General features: G+C 61.1%; 16 protein-coding genes. 10 read left to right on the forward strand and 6 right to left on the reverse strand.

Annotated elements, in window-relative coordinates; all coding sequences use genetic code 11:
* Positions 1-25: 25 nt before the first annotated feature.
* The gene (gene ribD, locus ACE1BR_RS19550; RefSeq protein WP_374873210.1) at positions 26-1,135 is read right to left on the reverse strand and encodes a bifunctional diaminohydroxyphosphoribosylaminopyrimidine deaminase/5-amino-6-(5-phosphoribosylamino)uracil reductase RibD; all 1,110 of its coding nucleotides are present in this window, start codon (positions 1,133-1,135) and stop codon (positions 26-28) included.
* A 47-nt stretch (positions 1,136-1,182) separates the two neighbouring features.
* Here ribD and ACE1BR_RS19555 point away from each other — a divergent pair, with 47 nt between their 5' ends.
* Complete coding sequence (locus ACE1BR_RS19555; protein WP_374873212.1) at positions 1,183-1,365, forward strand: hypothetical protein; 183 nt, start codon at positions 1,183-1,185, stop codon at positions 1,363-1,365.
* Between the two features lie 80 nt (positions 1,366-1,445).
* Here the strand turns inward: ACE1BR_RS19555 and nrdR are convergent, their stop codons facing one another.
* The 3 genes from nrdR to glyA all read right to left on the reverse strand — a co-directional run bounded on the left by nrdR (position 1,446) and on the right by glyA (position 3,832).
* A complete protein-coding gene (gene nrdR / locus ACE1BR_RS19560; protein WP_005298086.1) occupies positions 1,446-1,895 on the reverse strand; it encodes a transcriptional regulator NrdR in 450 nt (149 codons plus the stop codon).
* 143 nt (positions 1,896-2,038) lie between these two features.
* Positions 2,039-2,473, reverse strand: coding sequence for a hypothetical protein (locus tag ACE1BR_RS19565; protein ID WP_374873329.1), 435 nt, complete (start codon positions 2,471-2,473; stop codon positions 2,039-2,041).
* A gap of 105 nt (positions 2,474-2,578) precedes the next feature.
* Positions 2,579-3,832 (reverse strand): serine hydroxymethyltransferase, encoded by a 1,254-nt coding sequence (gene glyA, locus ACE1BR_RS19570; RefSeq protein WP_374873214.1) that lies wholly within the window; start codon positions 3,830-3,832, stop codon positions 2,579-2,581.
* A 324-nt stretch (positions 3,833-4,156) separates the two neighbouring features.
* On the opposite strand from glyA, the gene ACE1BR_RS19575 reads away from it, so the two are divergent.
* Positions 4,157-4,441 carry a hypothetical protein gene (locus tag ACE1BR_RS19575; protein ID WP_374873216.1) on the forward strand — a complete coding sequence of 95 codons (285 nt, stop codon included), beginning with the start codon at positions 4,157-4,159 and terminating at the stop codon, positions 4,439-4,441.
* A 48-nt stretch (positions 4,442-4,489) separates the two neighbouring features.
* On the opposite strand, the gene torS is transcribed toward ACE1BR_RS19575, so the two are convergent.
* A complete protein-coding gene (torS, locus tag ACE1BR_RS19580) occupies positions 4,490-7,312 on the reverse strand; it encodes a TMAO reductase system sensor histidine kinase/response regulator TorS (protein ID WP_374873218.1) in 2,823 nt (940 codons plus the stop codon).
* Positions 7,313-7,382: 70 nt separating this feature from the next.
* On the opposite strand from torS, the gene torT reads away from it, so the two are divergent.
* Complete coding sequence (gene torT, locus ACE1BR_RS19585; RefSeq protein ID WP_374873220.1) at positions 7,383-8,429, forward strand: TMAO reductase system periplasmic protein TorT; 1,047 nt, start codon at positions 7,383-7,385, stop codon at positions 8,427-8,429.
* A 37-nt stretch (positions 8,430-8,466) separates the two neighbouring features.
* Positions 8,467-8,871, forward strand: a complete 405-nt coding sequence (locus ACE1BR_RS19590) for a GFA family protein (protein ID WP_283940657.1) — start codon at positions 8,467-8,469, stop codon at positions 8,869-8,871.
* 39 nt (positions 8,872-8,910) lie between these two features.
* Here ACE1BR_RS19590 and torR read toward each other — a convergent pair whose 3' ends face one another.
* Positions 8,911-9,621 (reverse strand): two-component system response regulator TorR, encoded by a 711-nt coding sequence (torR, locus tag ACE1BR_RS19595; RefSeq protein ID WP_374873222.1) that lies wholly within the window; start codon positions 9,619-9,621, stop codon positions 8,911-8,913.
* A gap of 145 nt (positions 9,622-9,766) precedes the next feature.
* On the opposite strand from torR, the gene torC reads away from it, so the two are divergent.
* From torC to ACE1BR_RS19625, 6 genes are all read left to right on the forward strand, one after another.
* Entirely contained in the window at positions 9,767-10,933 is a 1,167-nt protein-coding gene (torC, locus tag ACE1BR_RS19600) for a pentaheme c-type cytochrome TorC (RefSeq protein ID WP_374873224.1), read from the forward strand.
* A gap of 27 nt (positions 10,934-10,960) precedes the next feature.
* Entirely contained in the window at positions 10,961-13,453 is a 2,493-nt protein-coding gene (torA, locus tag ACE1BR_RS19605; RefSeq protein WP_374873226.1) for a trimethylamine-N-oxide reductase TorA, read from the forward strand.
* 99 nt (positions 13,454-13,552) lie between these two features.
* Positions 13,553-14,221: a molecular chaperone TorD gene (torD, locus tag ACE1BR_RS19610; RefSeq protein ID WP_374873228.1), complete on the forward strand. Its 669-nt coding sequence runs from the start codon at positions 13,553-13,555 to the stop codon at positions 14,219-14,221.
* Between the two features lie 7 nt (positions 14,222-14,228).
* Positions 14,229-14,597 carry a hypothetical protein gene (locus ACE1BR_RS19615; RefSeq protein ID WP_374873230.1) on the forward strand — a complete coding sequence of 123 codons (369 nt, stop codon included), beginning with the start codon at positions 14,229-14,231 and terminating at the stop codon, positions 14,595-14,597.
* Between the two features lie 170 nt (positions 14,598-14,767).
* Positions 14,768-15,907 (forward strand): hypothetical protein, encoded by a 1,140-nt coding sequence (locus ACE1BR_RS19620; RefSeq protein ID WP_374873232.1) that lies wholly within the window; start codon positions 14,768-14,770, stop codon positions 15,905-15,907.
* Positions 15,897-16,520, forward strand: coding sequence for a hypothetical protein (locus ACE1BR_RS19625; RefSeq protein WP_374873234.1), 624 nt, complete (start codon positions 15,897-15,899; stop codon positions 16,518-16,520). The genes ACE1BR_RS19620 and ACE1BR_RS19625 overlap by 11 nt, the downstream gene beginning before the upstream one ends.
* The last annotated feature ends 113 nt before the right edge of the window (positions 16,521-16,633 follow it).

Raw genomic sequence — 16,633 nt, forward strand, 5'->3', positions numbered from 1 at the left:
CTCTGCCCCCTTGAACATTGAAAAATCAGGCTATTTTGGCGGTAATGCGAATATCCTGGCCAACCATGCGCACATCCTTGATGTTGAGCTTGGGCGCCTGGAACAGCCGGGTCAGGCCGGGCAGATGGAACAGGCCACGCCCCTCATCGCCCATCAGTTTCGGCGCTTGATAGAGTACCAGCTCATCCACCAACCCCTTCTCCAGCAGGGCGCCGCACAGCCGCGGCCCCGCCTCGATCAACACCGAGTTGATATTCTGCTTGGCCAGCAGCATAAACAGGCTGACCAGATCCAGCTGGCCATCCAGCAGCGGCAACTCCAGCTGTTGCACCCACGCAGGCCACTCGCCAGCTGCCTTGTGACGGGCCAGCAGCACCGGGCTCTCGCTCTGGAACAGCGGCAAGTCGGGGGTGAGCCGGTTTTGCGAATCGACGATGACCCGCAGCGGCTGGCGCAGGGTCTCTTTGGGATAGCTCGCCTTGACCGAGGGGGGCAGCTCGTCCCAACGCACGGTCAGGGAGGCACCATCGACCAGCACGGTTTCAGCGCTGGAGAGCACCGCATCGTGGCGGGCCCGCAGCCGCTGCACGTCGCGGCGCGCATCGGGGGAGGTGATCCACTGGCTCTCGCCGCTCGCCATGGCGGTGCGGCCATCGAGGCTGGCCCCCAGCTTGACCGTCACCCGCGGGAAGGCGGTACGCATCCGCTTGAAAAAGCCCGGATTGAGCGCTTCGGCTTCGTTTGCCAGCAGGCCGAAATCGGTCTTGATGCCTGCCTCGGAGAGCATGCGCAGACCGCGTCCGCCCACCTCGGGGTTGGGATCAACCATGGCCGCCACCACCCGGGCCACGCCAGCTTTAATCAGCGCCTCGGCGCAGGGAGGTGTGCGTCCGTAATGAGAACAGGGTTCGAGGGTGACATAGGCGGTGGCGCCACGGGCATTGACACCGGCAGCACGCAAGGCATAGACCTCTGCATGGGGCTCGCCCGCCTTCTGATGCCACCCTTCGCCAACTACCACGCCATCTTTGACCAGCACGGCACCGACGCAGGGGTTGGGGGCCGTGGTGTAACGGCCGCGGCGGGCCAGTTCGAGGGCCCGACTCATCCATTGGTAATCATCTTGACTAAACATTCGGGCTCCTGTTTCCTGCAACGTATCCCGTGTGGTGCAGCAATCTGATGAAGCAAGAAGAGGTATTGTGCGCTCTTGCCGCTCACCACCTTATCGCTAACAACATCGGGCAGATCGGCCATGGCATTTCCCGCCATGGCGGCAGGCGCCGACTCGCAAGTTGCAGCCGCACGCCCTCATATTTTTTCACCAGCGCAACGATGTTCTTATTGGGTGTTTCACTGGCGTAACAGTTTACTTGCCAACCGGCAGCCAGCGTGGCGGCACCGACTTGTTATGCTCCCTCCGATCCGGGCGGAGCACGCTGCCGTTACTTCTCCAGCTTGGCAATCTCTTCGCCAAATTCGCGAATATCTTCGAAGCTGCGATAGACAGAGGCAAAGCGGATATAGGCCACCTTGTCGAGCCCCTTGAGCTCATCCATCACCAGATTGCCCACCAGCTCGGAGGCGACTTCGCGTTCGCCGGTGGCGCGCAGGCGTGACTTGATGTGGTTGACCGCCTTTTCGATGGCCTCCATGCTCACCGGCCGCTTCTCCAGCGCCCGCAGGATACCGGCCCGCAACTTGTCTTCGTTGAACGGCTCGCGCGAACCGTTGGACTTGATGACGCGAGGCATCACCAGCTCGGCCATCTCGAAGGTGGTAAAACGCTCGTGACAGAGCAGACACTCACGACGGCGGCGCACTTGATGACCTTCGGCCACCAGACGAGAATCGATCACCTTGGTATCAACGGCACTACAGAAAGGGCAATGCATCTGACCTCCGGCGTTAATTGAACAGACTCCGGCCTCACTGGGCCGAGATATAGGCCGGCCAGTGTAGCACGGCCATCCAAAACCGGTAAAAGCCAGAAAAAACAATGCCGCCCACTGACAATCATCACAGTGGCTCAGCTGATTCAATCATCATATGGCAGCGCATCGGGCTCACAATCGACGTAATCCGGCGCCGGATCCCGCACAAACCGCACCGCATCGATATGGCGGTGGCCCAGCAACAACGCCTTGCCGATCCGGTGCATGCCATCCATCACCCGCCCGGCGCAATCGAGAATGATCGGATAGGCGAGATCCGCCGCCATAATAAGCTGGCAGTGATCGACCACGCTGCGCACCGTGGGGCTGGCGCCGTCATGGCCATACCAATGCACCCGGTCGATCTCGGCAATCTCGCCGAGCGCCACCGCCTGCACCGGCAGATCGCGGCTCAGTCGCACCAACCGCCGCACATCCCAAGCTAGCAGCCCCTGCTCGCTGACGCGAAAGTGGTACTGGGCGCGGATCGCCTGCCGGAGTTCAGTCTCCCACTCCTCATCACGCCCTTCATCGCACATCTTTGCTTCGCTACTCAGAGTCATCCGCCCTCACCTCTTGCCAAACGCCCCAAAAACAATGCCACCCGAAGGTGGCATTGGTCTCAAACCGGATGGTCTGACTTATCAGCCATAGACCGGGAAGCGGCGGCAGATATCCAGCACCTTCTCGCGTACGGTGGCCAGCACGGCATCGTTGTCGTGGTTGTCCAGTACGTCGCAGATCCAGTGGGTCAGCTGGATAGACTCGGCTTCCTTGAAACCGCGGCGGGTGATGGCCGGGGTACCGATCCGCACACCGGAGGTGACGAACGGGGAGCGCGGGTCGTTGGGCACGGAGTTCTTGTTAACGGTGATGTTGGCTTTGCCCAGCGCAGCGTCAGCATCCTTACCGGTCAGCTCGCGACCGATCAGGTCAACCAGCATCAGATGGTTGTCGGTACCGCCGGAGACGATCTTGTAACCGCGCTCGATAAATGTCGCAGCCATCGCCTTGGCGTTTGTCACGACCTGAGCCTGATAGGTCTTGAACCCGGGCTCCAGCGCCTCTTTGAAGGCAACCGCTTTACCGGCGATGACATGCATCAGCGGGCCACCCTGACCACCCGGGAAAACGGCAGAGTTGAGCTTCTTGTAGAGCTCCTCGTCGTCAGCGGCGGAGAGGATCAGACCACCGCGCGGACCGGCCAGGGTCTTGTGGGTAGTGGAGGTAACGACATGAGCGTGGGGCAGCGGGCTCGGGTAGACGCCAGCGGCGATCAGACCAGCCACGTGGGCCATGTCGACGAACAGGTAAGCACCGATCTTGTCGGCGATTTCGCGCATGCGGGCCCAGTCAACGATGCCGGAGTAGGCGGAGAAGCCACCGATCATCATCTTCGGCTTGTGCTCAATGGCCAGACGCTCCATCTCGTCGTAGTCGATCTTGCCAGACTCATCGATGCCGTAAGGAATGATGTTGTACAGCTTGCCGGAGAAGTTGACCGGGGAGCCGTGGGTCAGGTGACCACCGTGGGCCAGGTTCATGCCCAGCACGGTGTCGCCCGGTTGCAGCAGAGCCATGTAGACGGCGCTGTTGGCCTGGGAGCCGGAGTGCGGCTGCACGTTGGCGTAAGTGGCACCGAACAGCTCTTTGGCGCGCTCGATGGCCAGGGTTTCGACCACATCCACATACTCGCAACCACCGTAGTAACGCTTGGCGGGGTAACCTTCGGCGTACTTGTTGGTCAACTGGGAGCCCTGGGCTTCCATGACACGGGGGCTGGTGTAGTTCTCAGACGCAATCAGCTCGATATGCTCTTCCTGACGACGGGTTTCGTCTGTGATGGCCTGCCACAATTGCGGATCATAATTGGCGATGGTCATGTCACGTTTCAACATCCGTTTATCTCCTGAAAATCGTTTGCGCATTAGGTGAAGTGGGCGTGGGCATTGTAACGTGAGCTGGATCAAAGAGACAGTCCAAACACCTAAAAAAATGTTGAATTTATGTTGTAAAAAACAAGTTCATCTCTGATTTCAACCCGCCCATAGCGCGGAAAAAGCGCTCTCCAATCCCCTCTCTACAAGCAGGTAAAACCCGAAGGGGATCACAACGCCAACGTTATCCATCTTGTAACATATTCATTCGAAACATTTTTCAAGACGATGGCATTGCCTGTCGCCACCACCTCAAGGAGCGACACCTGACCGGAGGAGTTCAAGATGGACCATCTGCTGACATTTGTGATCCTGGCTGTCTTTTTTCTGTTCTATTGGGTCTATTACACCAGCCAGCGCAAACATATTCCCACCACCTCGTGGGAGCAGCTCCCCACCAAGGCTGAATATCTGGCGGCCCACCCGGAAGCGGTCGATGGCGACATCATCTTCTGTCATCACTGCGGCCACCACGAATTGCGTGAAGTAGGTCTGGTACATCTGGCCGACTTTCGCCGCGAATGGGTCTGTACTCACTGCAAGCAGGTGCTGTTTCGGGAAACAGAATAACGGCGCAGAAACCGGTTCCCCCTGACCTTTGTACCCCGCCAGAAGGGATTAGGGTTGTGCATCCCTGTTGGCCGCCAGCCAGCGCTGCAAGGCAGCCACCGCCTCGTCAAATTGCGACCCGATTGCCGCTGGCTCCCCGCCTCCCGCCTCAATGACCGCACAGTGGCTGGCAAACCCGGTCAAGCCCAGCGCCAGCGCACTCCCCTTGAGCTTGTGTGCCAGTTGCCGCTGCTGACTGCCATCCCCTTGAATCAACGTATCCACCAACACCCGCCCTTGCGACTCAAACAGCGCGACAAGCTGGCGGATCCGCGCCATGCCGAGCAGGGGCAGATCGGCATCCAGCACCGGATTGGCCCACTCTGGCTGGTTAGTTGAGGGCGCAGCAGATAACTGCACAGGCGGCTCGATGGAGGCACCCTCCTGCCGAAACAGCCGCTCGATGGCATTGGCCAGCACTGCCAGCCGCACCGGCTTGCCGACAAAATCGACAAACCCGGCGGCGAGGCAGTGGCAGATATCCTCCGGATACATCTGGGCCGAGATGGCGATGGCGGGCAGCGGCCGCTCATGCATCTCTTCGCTGATGGCGGCCAGATCCTCGCGCAGGGTCATCCCGTCCATATCGGGCAGATTGATATCGAGCAGCGCCAGCTCGAAGGGGTGCTCGGTCACCAGTGCCAGCGCGCTGCGACCATCCTCCGCCAGGGTGACGCGATGGCCGAGGCGGGTCAGCATGCCGTGCGCCACCAGCCGATTGATCTCGTTATCCTCCACCAGCAGGATGTCGCGGGACTGACCAAGATGCAGCGGCTGTGCCTCGGCAGGCAGTTGAGCGCTTGAGCGCTGCAACGGCAAGCTGAAGCTGAATTCACACCCCTTGCCCGGTTCGCTGGCAAGGATAAGCTCGCCCCCCATGGCGGCCACCAGCTTGCGGCTGATCGCCAGTCCCAGCCCGGTGCCGCCCTGATGGCCCACGTCTCGCTGGCGCTGGCGAAACGCCTCAAACACCGCCTCCTGCTCATCGGCCGGAATGCCGGGGCCAGTATCGCGCACCACAAAGCGGATGCAGGGTTCGGCACAAGGGCCATGACAGACAAGGGACGCCACCGTCAGGGTAATCTGGCCACGGGCAGTAAACTTGACCGCATTGCCGAGCAAATTAGCGAGCACCTGCCGCAATTTACCCAGATCCCCCTCGACCACAGGCGCCAGCCCGGGCGCATATTCCAGCGCCAAGGTGACCCCCTTGGACGCAGCTTTTGGCCGGAACAGCGCACTGAGCTCATCCACCAGCTGGAACAGGGGGAAGGGTTCGCGGCGCGCCTCCACATGGCCCGCCTCGATCTTGGAGTAGTCGAGAATGTCGTTGAGGATCTCCAGCAGGGATTCACCGCTGTGCTCGATGGCGGCCAGATAGCGCTGCTGGGTATCGCTGAGGTGGGTATCTTCCAGCAGCGTCAGGCCGCCCAGAATGCCGTTCATGGGGGTGCGGATCTCGTGGCTCATGGTGGCAAGAAAGACCGACTTGGCCCGATTGGCCTGTTCAGCCTCGGCGCGGGCCTGCCGCTGCTTCTCCACCTCCTCATTGAGCCGCTCGTTGGCGTGGCTGAGCTGGCCGGTGCGCTCCTCGACCCGCGACTCCAACTCGCGCTGATAGCGGCCCAGCTCCACCGCATTGTCACGAAACACCTGCAAGGCCCGGCCCAGCTCTGCCAGCTCATCGCGCCCGACACTGGCAATCGGCTCAAGAGGAGCCAGCTCCCCGCGTGCCAACCGGCTCATCCCCGCCACCGCCCGTTGCAGCGGCCAGACGATCCGGCCGTAGACCATGCGCCACATCAACAGCATCAGCAGTAGCAGGGTGAGCAGGCCAATGCCCATCAATGCCTGCTCCAGCAGTCTGAGTCGCTGGCTTAACGCCTGCTGGCTCTGCCCCAGCGAATCGCGGGCACGGCTGACCAGCTCACCGACCTGCTGGTTGAGGCTGCTCATCAGGGCCTCATTGGCGCTGGCCAGCACCTGCAGCGCCTCCCCCTTGCCGAGCCAGTCACTGCGCAGTTGCACCAGCTTGTCACTCTGCGCCAGCACGGTCAGCGCCTGCTCCACCGCCTGACGGCGGGCCGGATCGGTCACCGCACCAGCCCGCAGTTGCAAGATGGCCAGCTCCCGCTGCCCCTCTTGCAATAGCGTTTGCAATTGTTCCTGCCGTTCGCTGCGCCACATCTCTTCGATACGCTGCTGCTGCATCAAAGTACGATGACGCAGCTCGGTCATCTGCTCCAGCCAGTCGAGATCCTGCTCCAGCAATCGATCCAGCGTCCGGGCCGCCTGCGCACCTTGCGGTTGGTAGAGGGAACCCAATCCCGCCACCATCACGGTTTCGGCGTTCTCCATCTGACTGCGCGCCAGCTCGGCGATCTGCCCGGCCGCCGCCACCAGACGGGCCCGCTGCGCCTCACCCTGCGCCATCAGGGTCAACCGTTCCCCCACCAGCCAGCCCTGCTGACCCAAATTACCGATGATGCTCTGACTGAGCTGATCGAGGCTTGTTGAACCCTGGCCACGGCCAAGTTGAGCCAGCACCTGTTGTAGCTGTTGCCCCTGCAGAGTGAGCAAGCGTCCCTGATGCTCCCGCTCCTGCTCACTGGTCGCGGTGGCCAGCAGCCGCGACGCGCTCTGGATCTCGCCGCTGAGGCGAGAGAGCGTGCGGGCCAGCTCCTGATCGGCCAGGGTCTGCTGCACCCCTTGCTCAAGCTGGCGCAGATGGCTAAGCCCCACCCAGCCCAGCAGGGAGGCACTCAAAGTGAGTAACGCCATCAGGGAGAAGGCCAGCAGCAACTTGCCACCGAGGCCGGAAAAGATTCTCACGGGAAGTCCCTTGGTTGTGGTCGGCTTTGACCGGATAATATGGCTCAACACTTTAACAAAACCCCTGACCATGCGAAGCGTCTATCTCTCCCTGCTGTTGCTAATGTGGTTGCTCACGCTTCCTCGCGCCGCCCTCGCCTTTGCGGTCGATATCTGGCCCGGCGGCGAATTCAGCGGCCAACCGCTGCGCCAGCAGTGGCCGGAACCCGCCGCGGCAACCAAACCGCTAACCCTCTGTGCCCTCTACCCCCATCTGCGCGACGCCTACTGGCTCTCGGTCAATCAGGGCATGATGGACGAGGCGAAACGGCTGGGAGTCAAGTTGCAGATCCACGAAGCGGGGGGCTACGGTGCCCTCGTCGAGCAGCGCCAACAACTGCAGCGGTGCGTGCAGGAAGGGAGCGACGCCATCTTGCTCGGCGCGGTGAGCTATCAGGGCTTGCGCGAGGCAATCAAGGCCACGCCGCTGCCGATCTTTGGTCTGGTCAACGATCTGCCCACTGGTCTGGTGCAGGCCAAGGTGGGAGTCTCCTGGTACCAGATGGGCTGGCAGATTGGCCACTGGCTGGCGCAGCGCCACCCCGCCGGCAGCAAGCCGGTCTCGGTTGCCCTCTTCCCCGGCCCGCAGGCGAGCGGCGGCAACAACTTTGTCGAACCGGGCTTTGCCGATGCCATCAAGGGGAGCGCCATCAAGCTGGTCACCACCGAGCGCGGCGACAACAGCCGGGAAATCCAGCGCACGCTGGTGCAGCAGACGCTGGCCCGCTATCCCGACCTCGACTATCTGGTGGGGGGCGCCATTGCCGCCGAAGTGGCGGTCAACGAGCTGGCGCAGCGCCATCTCGGCCGGCCCCAAGTGCTGAGCACCTACTTCAGCCACGGGGTACAGCGTGGCCTGCGCCGGGGCAAGATCCTGGCCGCCAACAGCGATCAGATGCGACTGCAGGGGCGCCTTGCGGTGGCGCAGGCGGTCTGCCTGCTGCAACACCCGGGCGCTAGTGCACAGCAGTGCCCGCGGGTGATGGGGCCACCCATTCTGACGCTGTCTGCGCCACTGGCCGACCCCGCCGATTCCCTCTCGGATGGCGCTTTTCGTCCCGTCTATCGGGTCGAATAGCCGTTCCGAATCCGATTAGCACACTCAAGGAGAAGAGATGAAAGAGTTACATGCCAGCTGCCTGTGCGGCGCCGTTGCCCTGACCCTGCCGGATCAGTTCGACTATATGGGTAACTGCCACTGCAGCGAATGCCGCAAGTTTTCAGGAGGAGATTACGCCTCGGTCGGCGGACTGGATGGCAACAAGGTCACCATCGTAAAGGGCATTGATGCCATCAGCCGCTACCAGAAATCGGCAGAGACCACCCTGGCCTTCTGTCGTCACTGCGGCTCCAGCCTGTTCAGCCAGAAGAGCAGCAGCGGCAAGATCAACCTGCGCCTCGGAGTACTGGACGATGTGCCGAGCCAGCGGCCCGCGTTTCACATCTTTGTCGGCTCCAAGGCGCCCTGGCACCAGATTGGCGACGACTGCCCGCAATTTGATACCCGCCCGCCGCTCTGATCCTCGCGAGTTAGACAGACCAAGGCCACCACGCCGGAGTCAGGAGGCTATCTCGCCTGCAAACAGATAGCCTTCACCATGGACGGTAACAAACAGCTGGGGATCCCGCGGATCCGGTTCCATCTTGCCGCGCAGCCGCCGGATCAGCACGTCGATGGTGCGATCGCTCGGGCCATCGCCGCGATGGCTGATGAGGGTCAGGATCCGCTCCCGGCTCAGCACCCGCCCGGCATGGGCGACAAAGGCCACCAGCACCTCATATTCGGCCTTGGTCAGGCGCACCGGCACCCCGTCCTTGCTGAGCTGGCGGCGGGGAATGTCAAAACGCCAGGGGCCAAAGCGCACCGCATCGTCGGTCGTCTCGGGTTCACTCGGGGCGGCGGCCAGCGAGATCCGCCACAGCAGGTTTTTGACCCGCACCAGCAACTCCCGCAGCTCGAACGGCTTGGTGACATAGTCGTCGGCCCCCATCTCGAGGCCAACAATCCGGTCCACCGCATCGCTGCGGCCGGTGACCAGAATGATCCCCACCGTGCTGCGCGCCCGCAGTTCACGGGTCAGCAGCAGACCATCTTCCCCCGGCAGGTTGATATCCAGCATCACCAGATCGACCGTCTGCTCCGCCAGCACGGCCCGCATCTCCTGGCCATTTTCGACCGCAGTCACCCGATAGCCCTCCCGCTCAAAATAGCCGGTCAGCTTCTCGCGGGTAACCGCATCATCTTCAACAACCAGAATGTGGTAGTGCATGGGCAGGGTTCACGATGGTCGACAAGGGAGGATTATTCTATTCACATTTTGTCATAAATACCCCTATTTCATTAATTTGTGGCGGCAGCCCTGTTCACAACGCCTCCCTATCATGGCCCCCATCAAAAAAGTGATGTGAGAGAGCATGATGAAAAAACTGTGGCACTTCCTGCGCACCCCCAGCCGTCGCTGGTCGGTACTGGCGCTGCTTCTGGTGGGCGTCGGCGTCACCCTCGCGGGTACCGTCGGCCTGCACTATGGCTTTGAGAAAACCAGCAGCCTCGAATTCTGCATCTCCTGCCACTCCATGAAAGACACCGTCTATCCGGAGTACAAGGAGTCCATCCACTTCAAGAATGCCTCAGGGGTACAGGCGGTCTGTACCGACTGTCACCAGCCGAAGGATTTTGTCGGCAAGGTGGCCCGCAAGATGGAGGCGGCCAACGACCTCTATCAGGAGTACATAGGCCACAGCATCGATACCCAGGAGAAGTTCGAGGACCGACGCCTGCATCTGGCCGAGAAAGTGTGGGCCCGGATGAGCAGCCAGAACTCCAAGACCTGCAAGTCGTGCCATAGCTACGACAACATGGATCACGCCAAGCAGTCCCCGGCGGCAGCGCTGGCGATGAAAGATGCGGCGGCGAAGAACATGAACTGCATCGAGTGCCACAAGGGCATCGCCCACGAACTGCCCAACATGGCGGGGGGCTTCCGAGCCACTTACGCCACCCTGGCCAACGACGCGCAACAGGCACCGGCCGCCGAGACCCTCTACAACCTGGGTGAAAAAGATCTCTACGCCAGCGAACAGAGCAACGAACCGGTCGGCAAGCTGCTGCCCGCCTCCCGCATCGAGGTAGTGGCCCGCAGCGGCGATCGCCTCAAGGTGACCATCGAAGGGTGGCGCGAGAGCGACGGCAAGGGCCGGGTACTGAGCGAATACATGGGCAAGCGGGTCTTTGTCGCCACCGTCCGTGACGAGCTGAAAGCGAGCGAAACACTCCTCAAACAGGAGACCGACAGCGCCACCCATATCAAGTGGGAACAGGTTCAGGTACAGGCCTGGGTCGATGGCAAGGGCTTTGAATCCTCGCTCAAGCCGATCTGGGATTACGCCGGCGAGATGTACAAATCCACCTGCAACTCCTGCCACGGCGCGCCGGATCCGGCTCACTTCACCGCCAACGGCTGGATCTCGGGGCTCAAGGCGATGTCAGCCTACTATCGCCTGAGCAAGGAAGAGGAGCGAACCCTGCTCAAATACCTGCAAAACCATGCCGCCGATACCGGTGGTCAGGGCAGCCACTAAGTCCGGATTCGAAAGAGGAATAACAAGATGATCAATATTTCCCGTCGTGGTTTTCTGGGTGGCTTGCTGGCCAGCGGTGCCTCTGCCCTGATCGGCCCCTCCCTGCTCGGTCGCGCCGTGATGGCCGCCGAGTCCGGCGACAAGCTGGTGCAGTCCGGTTCCCACTGGGGCGCCTTCCGTGCCCGGGTGGTCGATGGTCGCTGGGTCGAGACCCTGCCGTTCGAGCACGACAAACACCCCACCGAGATGCTCAAGGCCTTGAGTGAGGTGGTCTACAACCCCTCCCGCATCCGCTACCCCATGGTGCGACTGGACTGGCTGCGCAAGGGCCACCAGTCCGACACCAGCGAGCGTGGCCAGAACCGCTTCGTGCGGGTGACCTGGTCCCAGGCGCTGGACTTCTTCTATCACGAGCTGGAACGGGTGCAGAAAACCTATGGCCCGAGCGCCCTCTATGCCGGTCACTCCGGCTGGCAGTCGGTGGGTAAGCTGCACTCAGCTGGCGCCATGCTTGGCCGCGCCATGAACCTGCACGGCACCTATCTGGCCAAGGCCGGTGACTACTCCACCGGCGCCGCCCAGGTGATCCTGCCCCACGTGGCAGGGGCCATGGAGGTGTACGAGCAGCAGACCTCCTGGCCGCTGGTGCTGGAGCACAGCAAGACCATCGTGATCTGGGGTTCCGACCCCGTCAAAAACCTGCAGGTGGGCTGGCTGGTGCCGGATCACAGCGTCTACGACTACTGGGCACAGCTGAAAGAGAAGGTAGCCAAGGGCGAGATCCGGGTCATCAGCGTCGATCCGGTCAAATCCAAAACCCAGAAGTACCTCAATTGCGATCAGGTAACCCTGAATCCGCAGACCGACGTGCCGCTGATGCTGGGCATCGCCCACACCCTCTACAGCGAGAAGCGCCACGACGAGAAGTTCCTGAAAGACTACACCACCGGCTTTGACAAGTTCCTGCCCTACCTGCTGGGCACCAGCGATGGTCAGGTGAAGGATGCCGAGTGGGCCGCCGCCATCTGCGGCGTCCCTGCCGAGACCATTCGCGAGCTGGCCCGCGCCATGAGCAGTGGCCGCACCCAGCTCATCGGCGGCTGGTGTGTGCAGCGCATGCACCACGGCGAGCAGTACGCCTGGATGCTGGTGGTTCTGGCCTCGATGATTGGCCAGATCGGTCTGCCGGGCGGTGGTTACGGCTTTGGCTGGCACTACAACGGGGCGGGCACCATCACCTCCAGCGGCCCCATCATGTCCGGTTTCAGCTCGGTCATTCCCGGAGTCAAACCGCGCCATGACGGCGACTGGAAGGGCTACTCAAAATTCATTCCGGTGGCCCGTTTCGTCGACTGCATCCTCAATCCGGGCAAACAGATCGCCTTCAACGGCCAGACCATCACCTACCCCCACATGAAGATGGCGGTGTTCTGCGGCAACAACCCGTTCCACCACCAGCAGGATCGCAACAAGATGGTCGCCGCCTGGCGCAAGCTGGAAACCGTGGTCAGCATCGATCACCAGTGGACCGCCAGCTGCCGTTTCGCCGATATCGTGCTGCCCGCCACCACCACCTATGAGCGGGATGATATCGAGCAGTGGGGCTCTCACTCCAATGCGGGCATTCTGGCCATGTACAAGGTGGTGGAGCCGCTGTTCGAAGCACGCGATGACTACGACATCTTTGCCGATCTCTGCCGTCGCTTCGGTCGCGAGGCCGAATTCACCGGCGGCAAGAGCAAGCTGGAGTGGATCCAGAGCATCTACGACGACGCCCGCCTGCAGGGTCGTGGCATCGGCATCCGTCTGCCCCGTTTCAGCCAGTTCTGGCACGGCGAGGGCTTTGTCACCTTCCCGGCAGGCCAGCCCTGGGTGCGCCACGAGTCGTTCCGTCAGGAGCCGGATCTGGAACCCCTCGGTACCCCGTCTGGCCTTATCGAGATCTACTCCAAGACCATCGCCGACTACGGCTATGGGGATTGCCCGGGCCACCCGGTCTGGATCGAACCCTACGAGCGCTCTCACGGCGGGCCGGGCAGCAAGCAGTATCCGCTGCACCTGCAATCCTGCCACCCGGACAAGCGGCTGCACAGCCAGCTCTGTTCCTCCGACAACTACCGCGCCACCTACACGGTACAGGGTCGCGAGCCTGTCTATATGAATCCGCAGGATGCCAAATCCCGTGGCCTCAAGGACGGCGATCTGGTGCGGGTGTTCAACAGCCGCGGTCAGGTTCTGGCCGGGCTGGTGGTGAGCGATGACTACGCCCGCGGCGTGGTGCGCATTCAGGAAGGAGCATGGTATGGCCCGCAGGAGGGCGGCAAGGTCGGTACTCTCTGTACCTACGGAGACCCCAACGTGCTGACCGCCGACATCGGCTCCTCCAGCCTGGCACAGGCCACCACGGCCCACACTGCGCTGGTGGAGATCGAGAAGTTCCACGGACCGGCACCCGCCGTCACCGCGTTCGGCGCGCCGGAATCGGCCAAGGGCATCGACCCCATGTTCCCGGCACTCTGACCCCGGGGGGACGAAAGCGCCCCCTTGAGTTTCCTTTATTTTTAAAGTCGTTAGAATCGGGAGCCATCAAGGCTCCCGATTGCCATCCACGGAGGAAAAATGCAGGAATTTATGGCTACCAGCGAACGCCGGGCCGAACTCTACTGGTGGTTCTCCACCCTGTTCGCCGCCGAACTCAGTGATGAGCAGATCGCCGAATATGACACCTATGATGTGCGAAGCTTTCTGAAAAGCCTCTCGACCCTGGATCCGATGCGCGAGGCGGTGGCGGAACTCAACGAGGCTATCGCTCGCCTGCTGGTGCGCCCGGATCGCCAGCTCGAACTGGCCGCCGACTTTGCCGGCCTGTTTCTGGTGGATCCCAAGCATGGCGCCCTGCCCTACGAGTCGCTCTACCGCGGCGAGGCCAAGTTGCTGATGCAGGCCCCGATGGCCGAGATGCAGGCCCGCCTCGATCGCCTCGGCATCAATGTCAGCGACAAATACAAAGAGCCTGCCGACCATCTGGCTATCGAGCTGGATCTGATGGGCAATCTCATCATCCGCGCCGCGGAAGCAAAGAGCGCGGCCGAGCGGGAAAGCTGGATCGACGAGCAGGAAGCGCTGCTGCACGGCCATCTTTTGGGCTGGTTCGACAAGTTCGAGACCGCCTGTCGCGCCGCCGACCAGTTTGGCTTCTATGGCGCCAGTGCTCGCCTGTTGGGGGTCTTCCTCAAGATGGACGCCAACTACCTCTCCCTGGTCAAACCGGCGCCCTCCGCCGACTGAGCCCGAGATGAAAACAGCCCTGCTTCTGATTGCATGCTGGCTGCTGGCCCTGATCCCGCAGGATCAGGGCATTACCCCTCTCGTGGCCCTGCTGTTCAACCCGGATCGCGAGCTATACGGCAGCGCCCAGCTCACCGGTTTCGGTGGCATCCTGCTGACCCTTTACCTTGCCAACCTCGGGGTTGAAGTAGTACTGCGCCGTCGCTTCCAGATTGCGGGCATGCTGACCCTGCTGGTCGCCTGGATTGGCTTCATCAATTGCAGTGACAACCAGTCACATTTCCTGCTGCTCTATCTGCTCGCTCTACCATTCCACCTGCTCGGCTGGTTGATATTGGTGCGCGGTATTCAGGCCTTCGGCCGCCAAAAAGGCTAAGCAAACAGCCAAAAGTATTACAAATCATGACAGCCGACTCAGGCTATCCCCTGTCAGAGTCACCACTTACCCTTGTTACCCGTAACATTTGCTTACATTCAGCTCCCGTTCAGTTTCGCAAAAACCGCTATAGTGCCGCTCCTTTCCCCACACCACACAGGAGCAATAGCATGCCTCCACAGGATGCGCGCATCACAGGCCTCGATCTGTTGCGCGGGCTGGTCATCTTCATGGCCGTGTTTGAGCACTACACCGGCTACCTCAACTACTGGTATATCGATTTCTTCAATCGGGAGCATGCGCTGTGGGACAGCTTCTATCTGTCGCACAAGGCGATGGCAGGACACCTGTTACCCATGGATCAGCTGACAGCCCACGCATCAGCCTGGTTGATCCCCTGGGTCAGCCAGATTTATCTGGCTCTGGCCGCGTTCAACCTGAGCCGCCGCAGCCAGGCCAGCTTCAGAACACAACTGGGTGGCAAGCTGGCGCTGTTCGCCAGCATCATACTGATGCTCTATGTCGAGGGACTGGTCATCGCCCCCAACTTCGGCGAGGCCATCTCTTTCTATCCGGTCATGCTCTGGATGTGCCTGCTGGCACTCTTCTCGATGGTGTATGCCTGGTTCGGCATCCGCGGCATGCTGGTGCTGACCGTGCTCAGCCTGTTGCTGGATCAGCTCGGCGTGCAGGATCTGCTCGGTCATATCGACAGCTGGATGAAGCTGCACGTTCACCCCGAATATGAGCTGGATGCCCGTCTCGACCTGTTCATGGCCAGCGGCTGCTTCGGCTTTCTCTATGGCTGGTGCTGGCATCAACGCCCCCAGTGGCGGGATCGCCTCAACCGTCTGGTGTTCACCCTCTCCCTCATAGCACTCGCAGTCTATTTTCTGTTTGGCGAAAGTTGCGCGGTCGATATCAATGACATCTATGCCGACGAACATGAGCTGGCACTGGACATGATTGGCCGTGCCGGGATCTGGGGCATGGAGTTTCTGGTGATCGGGGCCGTACTCTGGCTACACCAACGCAATATTCGCCTCTGCTGGCGACCGCTCAACTGGATCGGCATGTACTCCCTGACCGTATTCATCTTCCACAAGAGCATCTTTGTCCACCTGTGGGGCCCCTTGCTGCTGTGGTGGACGGCTCGCCAGGGCACCATACTGCCCAACAGCTTCGGCCTGATCATGCTGCTCTGCACCGCCAGCGTCTTGCTTATTTATGCTTTCCAGCGCTCCGGCATCATCTGTCACCTGATGGGAATGCATCAGGATCGGGATTGGCAGCGACTGTATGGCAAATAAGCGCGGGTTACTGCTGCTCATCACTCTGATGCAGCCCTTCTCGGCCAATGCGCTGGTCATGGGCAGCCAATGGCAGCTCGATAGCAGCCACGCTGGAGAGGGGGCCGACTCCACGGTGCAGCTCTGGCTCGGCTATGAACGAGAGACATCGGTGGGCCTTCTCTTTGTCGATGGCCAAAGTGCGGGGCTGGCGTTGCCCCTTTATAAACAGAGTTTTATCGCTGTAGGGGCCAGCCCCATGCAGGTGGCGGATCACACCCGTTTCGGCGCGCTATGGCGTCTTGGCTGGCAACTGGATGACGACCACCAGCTCAGCATTGGCCAGCTTTATGATGTAACCGGTCGTTATGGCCAGCTCTGGTATATGGAACATTCGCTCCCGCTGCCTGCCAGCGTCTCCTTTAATCTCTGGCTGACCAGAGGTAACCAGGCACATATGTCTGCTTATGATGCCGAAGAGGGATGGTGCGAATGGGGAATGACGCTGGAGCGGAGCTGGACCTGGAAGCAATGGACGCTGGACACGGAAGCGGGTGCGAAACAGTGGCTGATGAAGGAGCGTGACTGGCAACCCACCATCAGCCTGACATTACGCTATCAATTAAGTCTGTAATAAATCTTGATGGGCAATCGCTCCCCCATGATTGCCCATCCTATTTGCCTCTCGCCACATTCAAGCCTGCTTTATCACGCAATCTATGTTTTATAACAACGAGATAGCTTGAT

This window comes from Aeromonas sp. MdU4 (genome assembly GCF_041929505.1).
GTDB lineage: Bacteria > Pseudomonadota > Gammaproteobacteria > Enterobacterales > Aeromonadaceae > Aeromonas.

Coding starts and splice junctions, on each gene's coding strand:
- torR (WP_374873222.1), bottom strand. CDS start 9,621: ATGCACTACCACATTCTGGTTGTTGAAGATGATGCGGTTACCCGCGAG.
- torT (WP_374873220.1), top strand. CDS start 7,383: ATGCGAAGCGTCTATCTCTCCCTGCTGTTGCTAATGTGGTTGCTCACG.
- ribD (WP_374873210.1), bottom strand. CDS start 1,135: ATGTTTAGTCAAGATGATTACCAATGGATGAGTCGGGCCCTCGAACTG.
- ACE1BR_RS19565 (WP_374873329.1), bottom strand. CDS start 2,473: ATGTGCGATGAAGGGCGTGATGAGGAGTGGGAGACTGAACTCCGGCAG.
- ACE1BR_RS19625 (WP_374873234.1), top strand. CDS start 15,897: ATGGCAAATAAGCGCGGGTTACTGCTGCTCATCACTCTGATGCAGCCC.
- ACE1BR_RS19590 (WP_283940657.1), top strand. CDS start 8,467: ATGAAAGAGTTACATGCCAGCTGCCTGTGCGGCGCCGTTGCCCTGACC.
- glyA (WP_374873214.1), bottom strand. CDS start 3,832: ATGTTGAAACGTGACATGACCATCGCCAATTATGATCCGCAATTGTGG.
- ACE1BR_RS19620 (WP_374873232.1), top strand. CDS start 14,768: ATGCCTCCACAGGATGCGCGCATCACAGGCCTCGATCTGTTGCGCGGG.
- nrdR (WP_005298086.1), bottom strand. CDS start 1,895: ATGCATTGCCCTTTCTGTAGTGCCGTTGATACCAAGGTGATCGATTCT.
- ACE1BR_RS19555 (WP_374873212.1), top strand. CDS start 1,183: ATGAAGCAAGAAGAGGTATTGTGCGCTCTTGCCGCTCACCACCTTATC.
- torC (WP_374873224.1), top strand. CDS start 9,767: ATGATGAAAAAACTGTGGCACTTCCTGCGCACCCCCAGCCGTCGCTGG.
- torA (WP_374873226.1), top strand. CDS start 10,961: ATGATCAATATTTCCCGTCGTGGTTTTCTGGGTGGCTTGCTGGCCAGC.
- ACE1BR_RS19615 (WP_374873230.1), top strand. CDS start 14,229: ATGAAAACAGCCCTGCTTCTGATTGCATGCTGGCTGCTGGCCCTGATC.
- torD (WP_374873228.1), top strand. CDS start 13,553: ATGCAGGAATTTATGGCTACCAGCGAACGCCGGGCCGAACTCTACTGG.
- ACE1BR_RS19575 (WP_374873216.1), top strand. CDS start 4,157: ATGGACCATCTGCTGACATTTGTGATCCTGGCTGTCTTTTTTCTGTTC.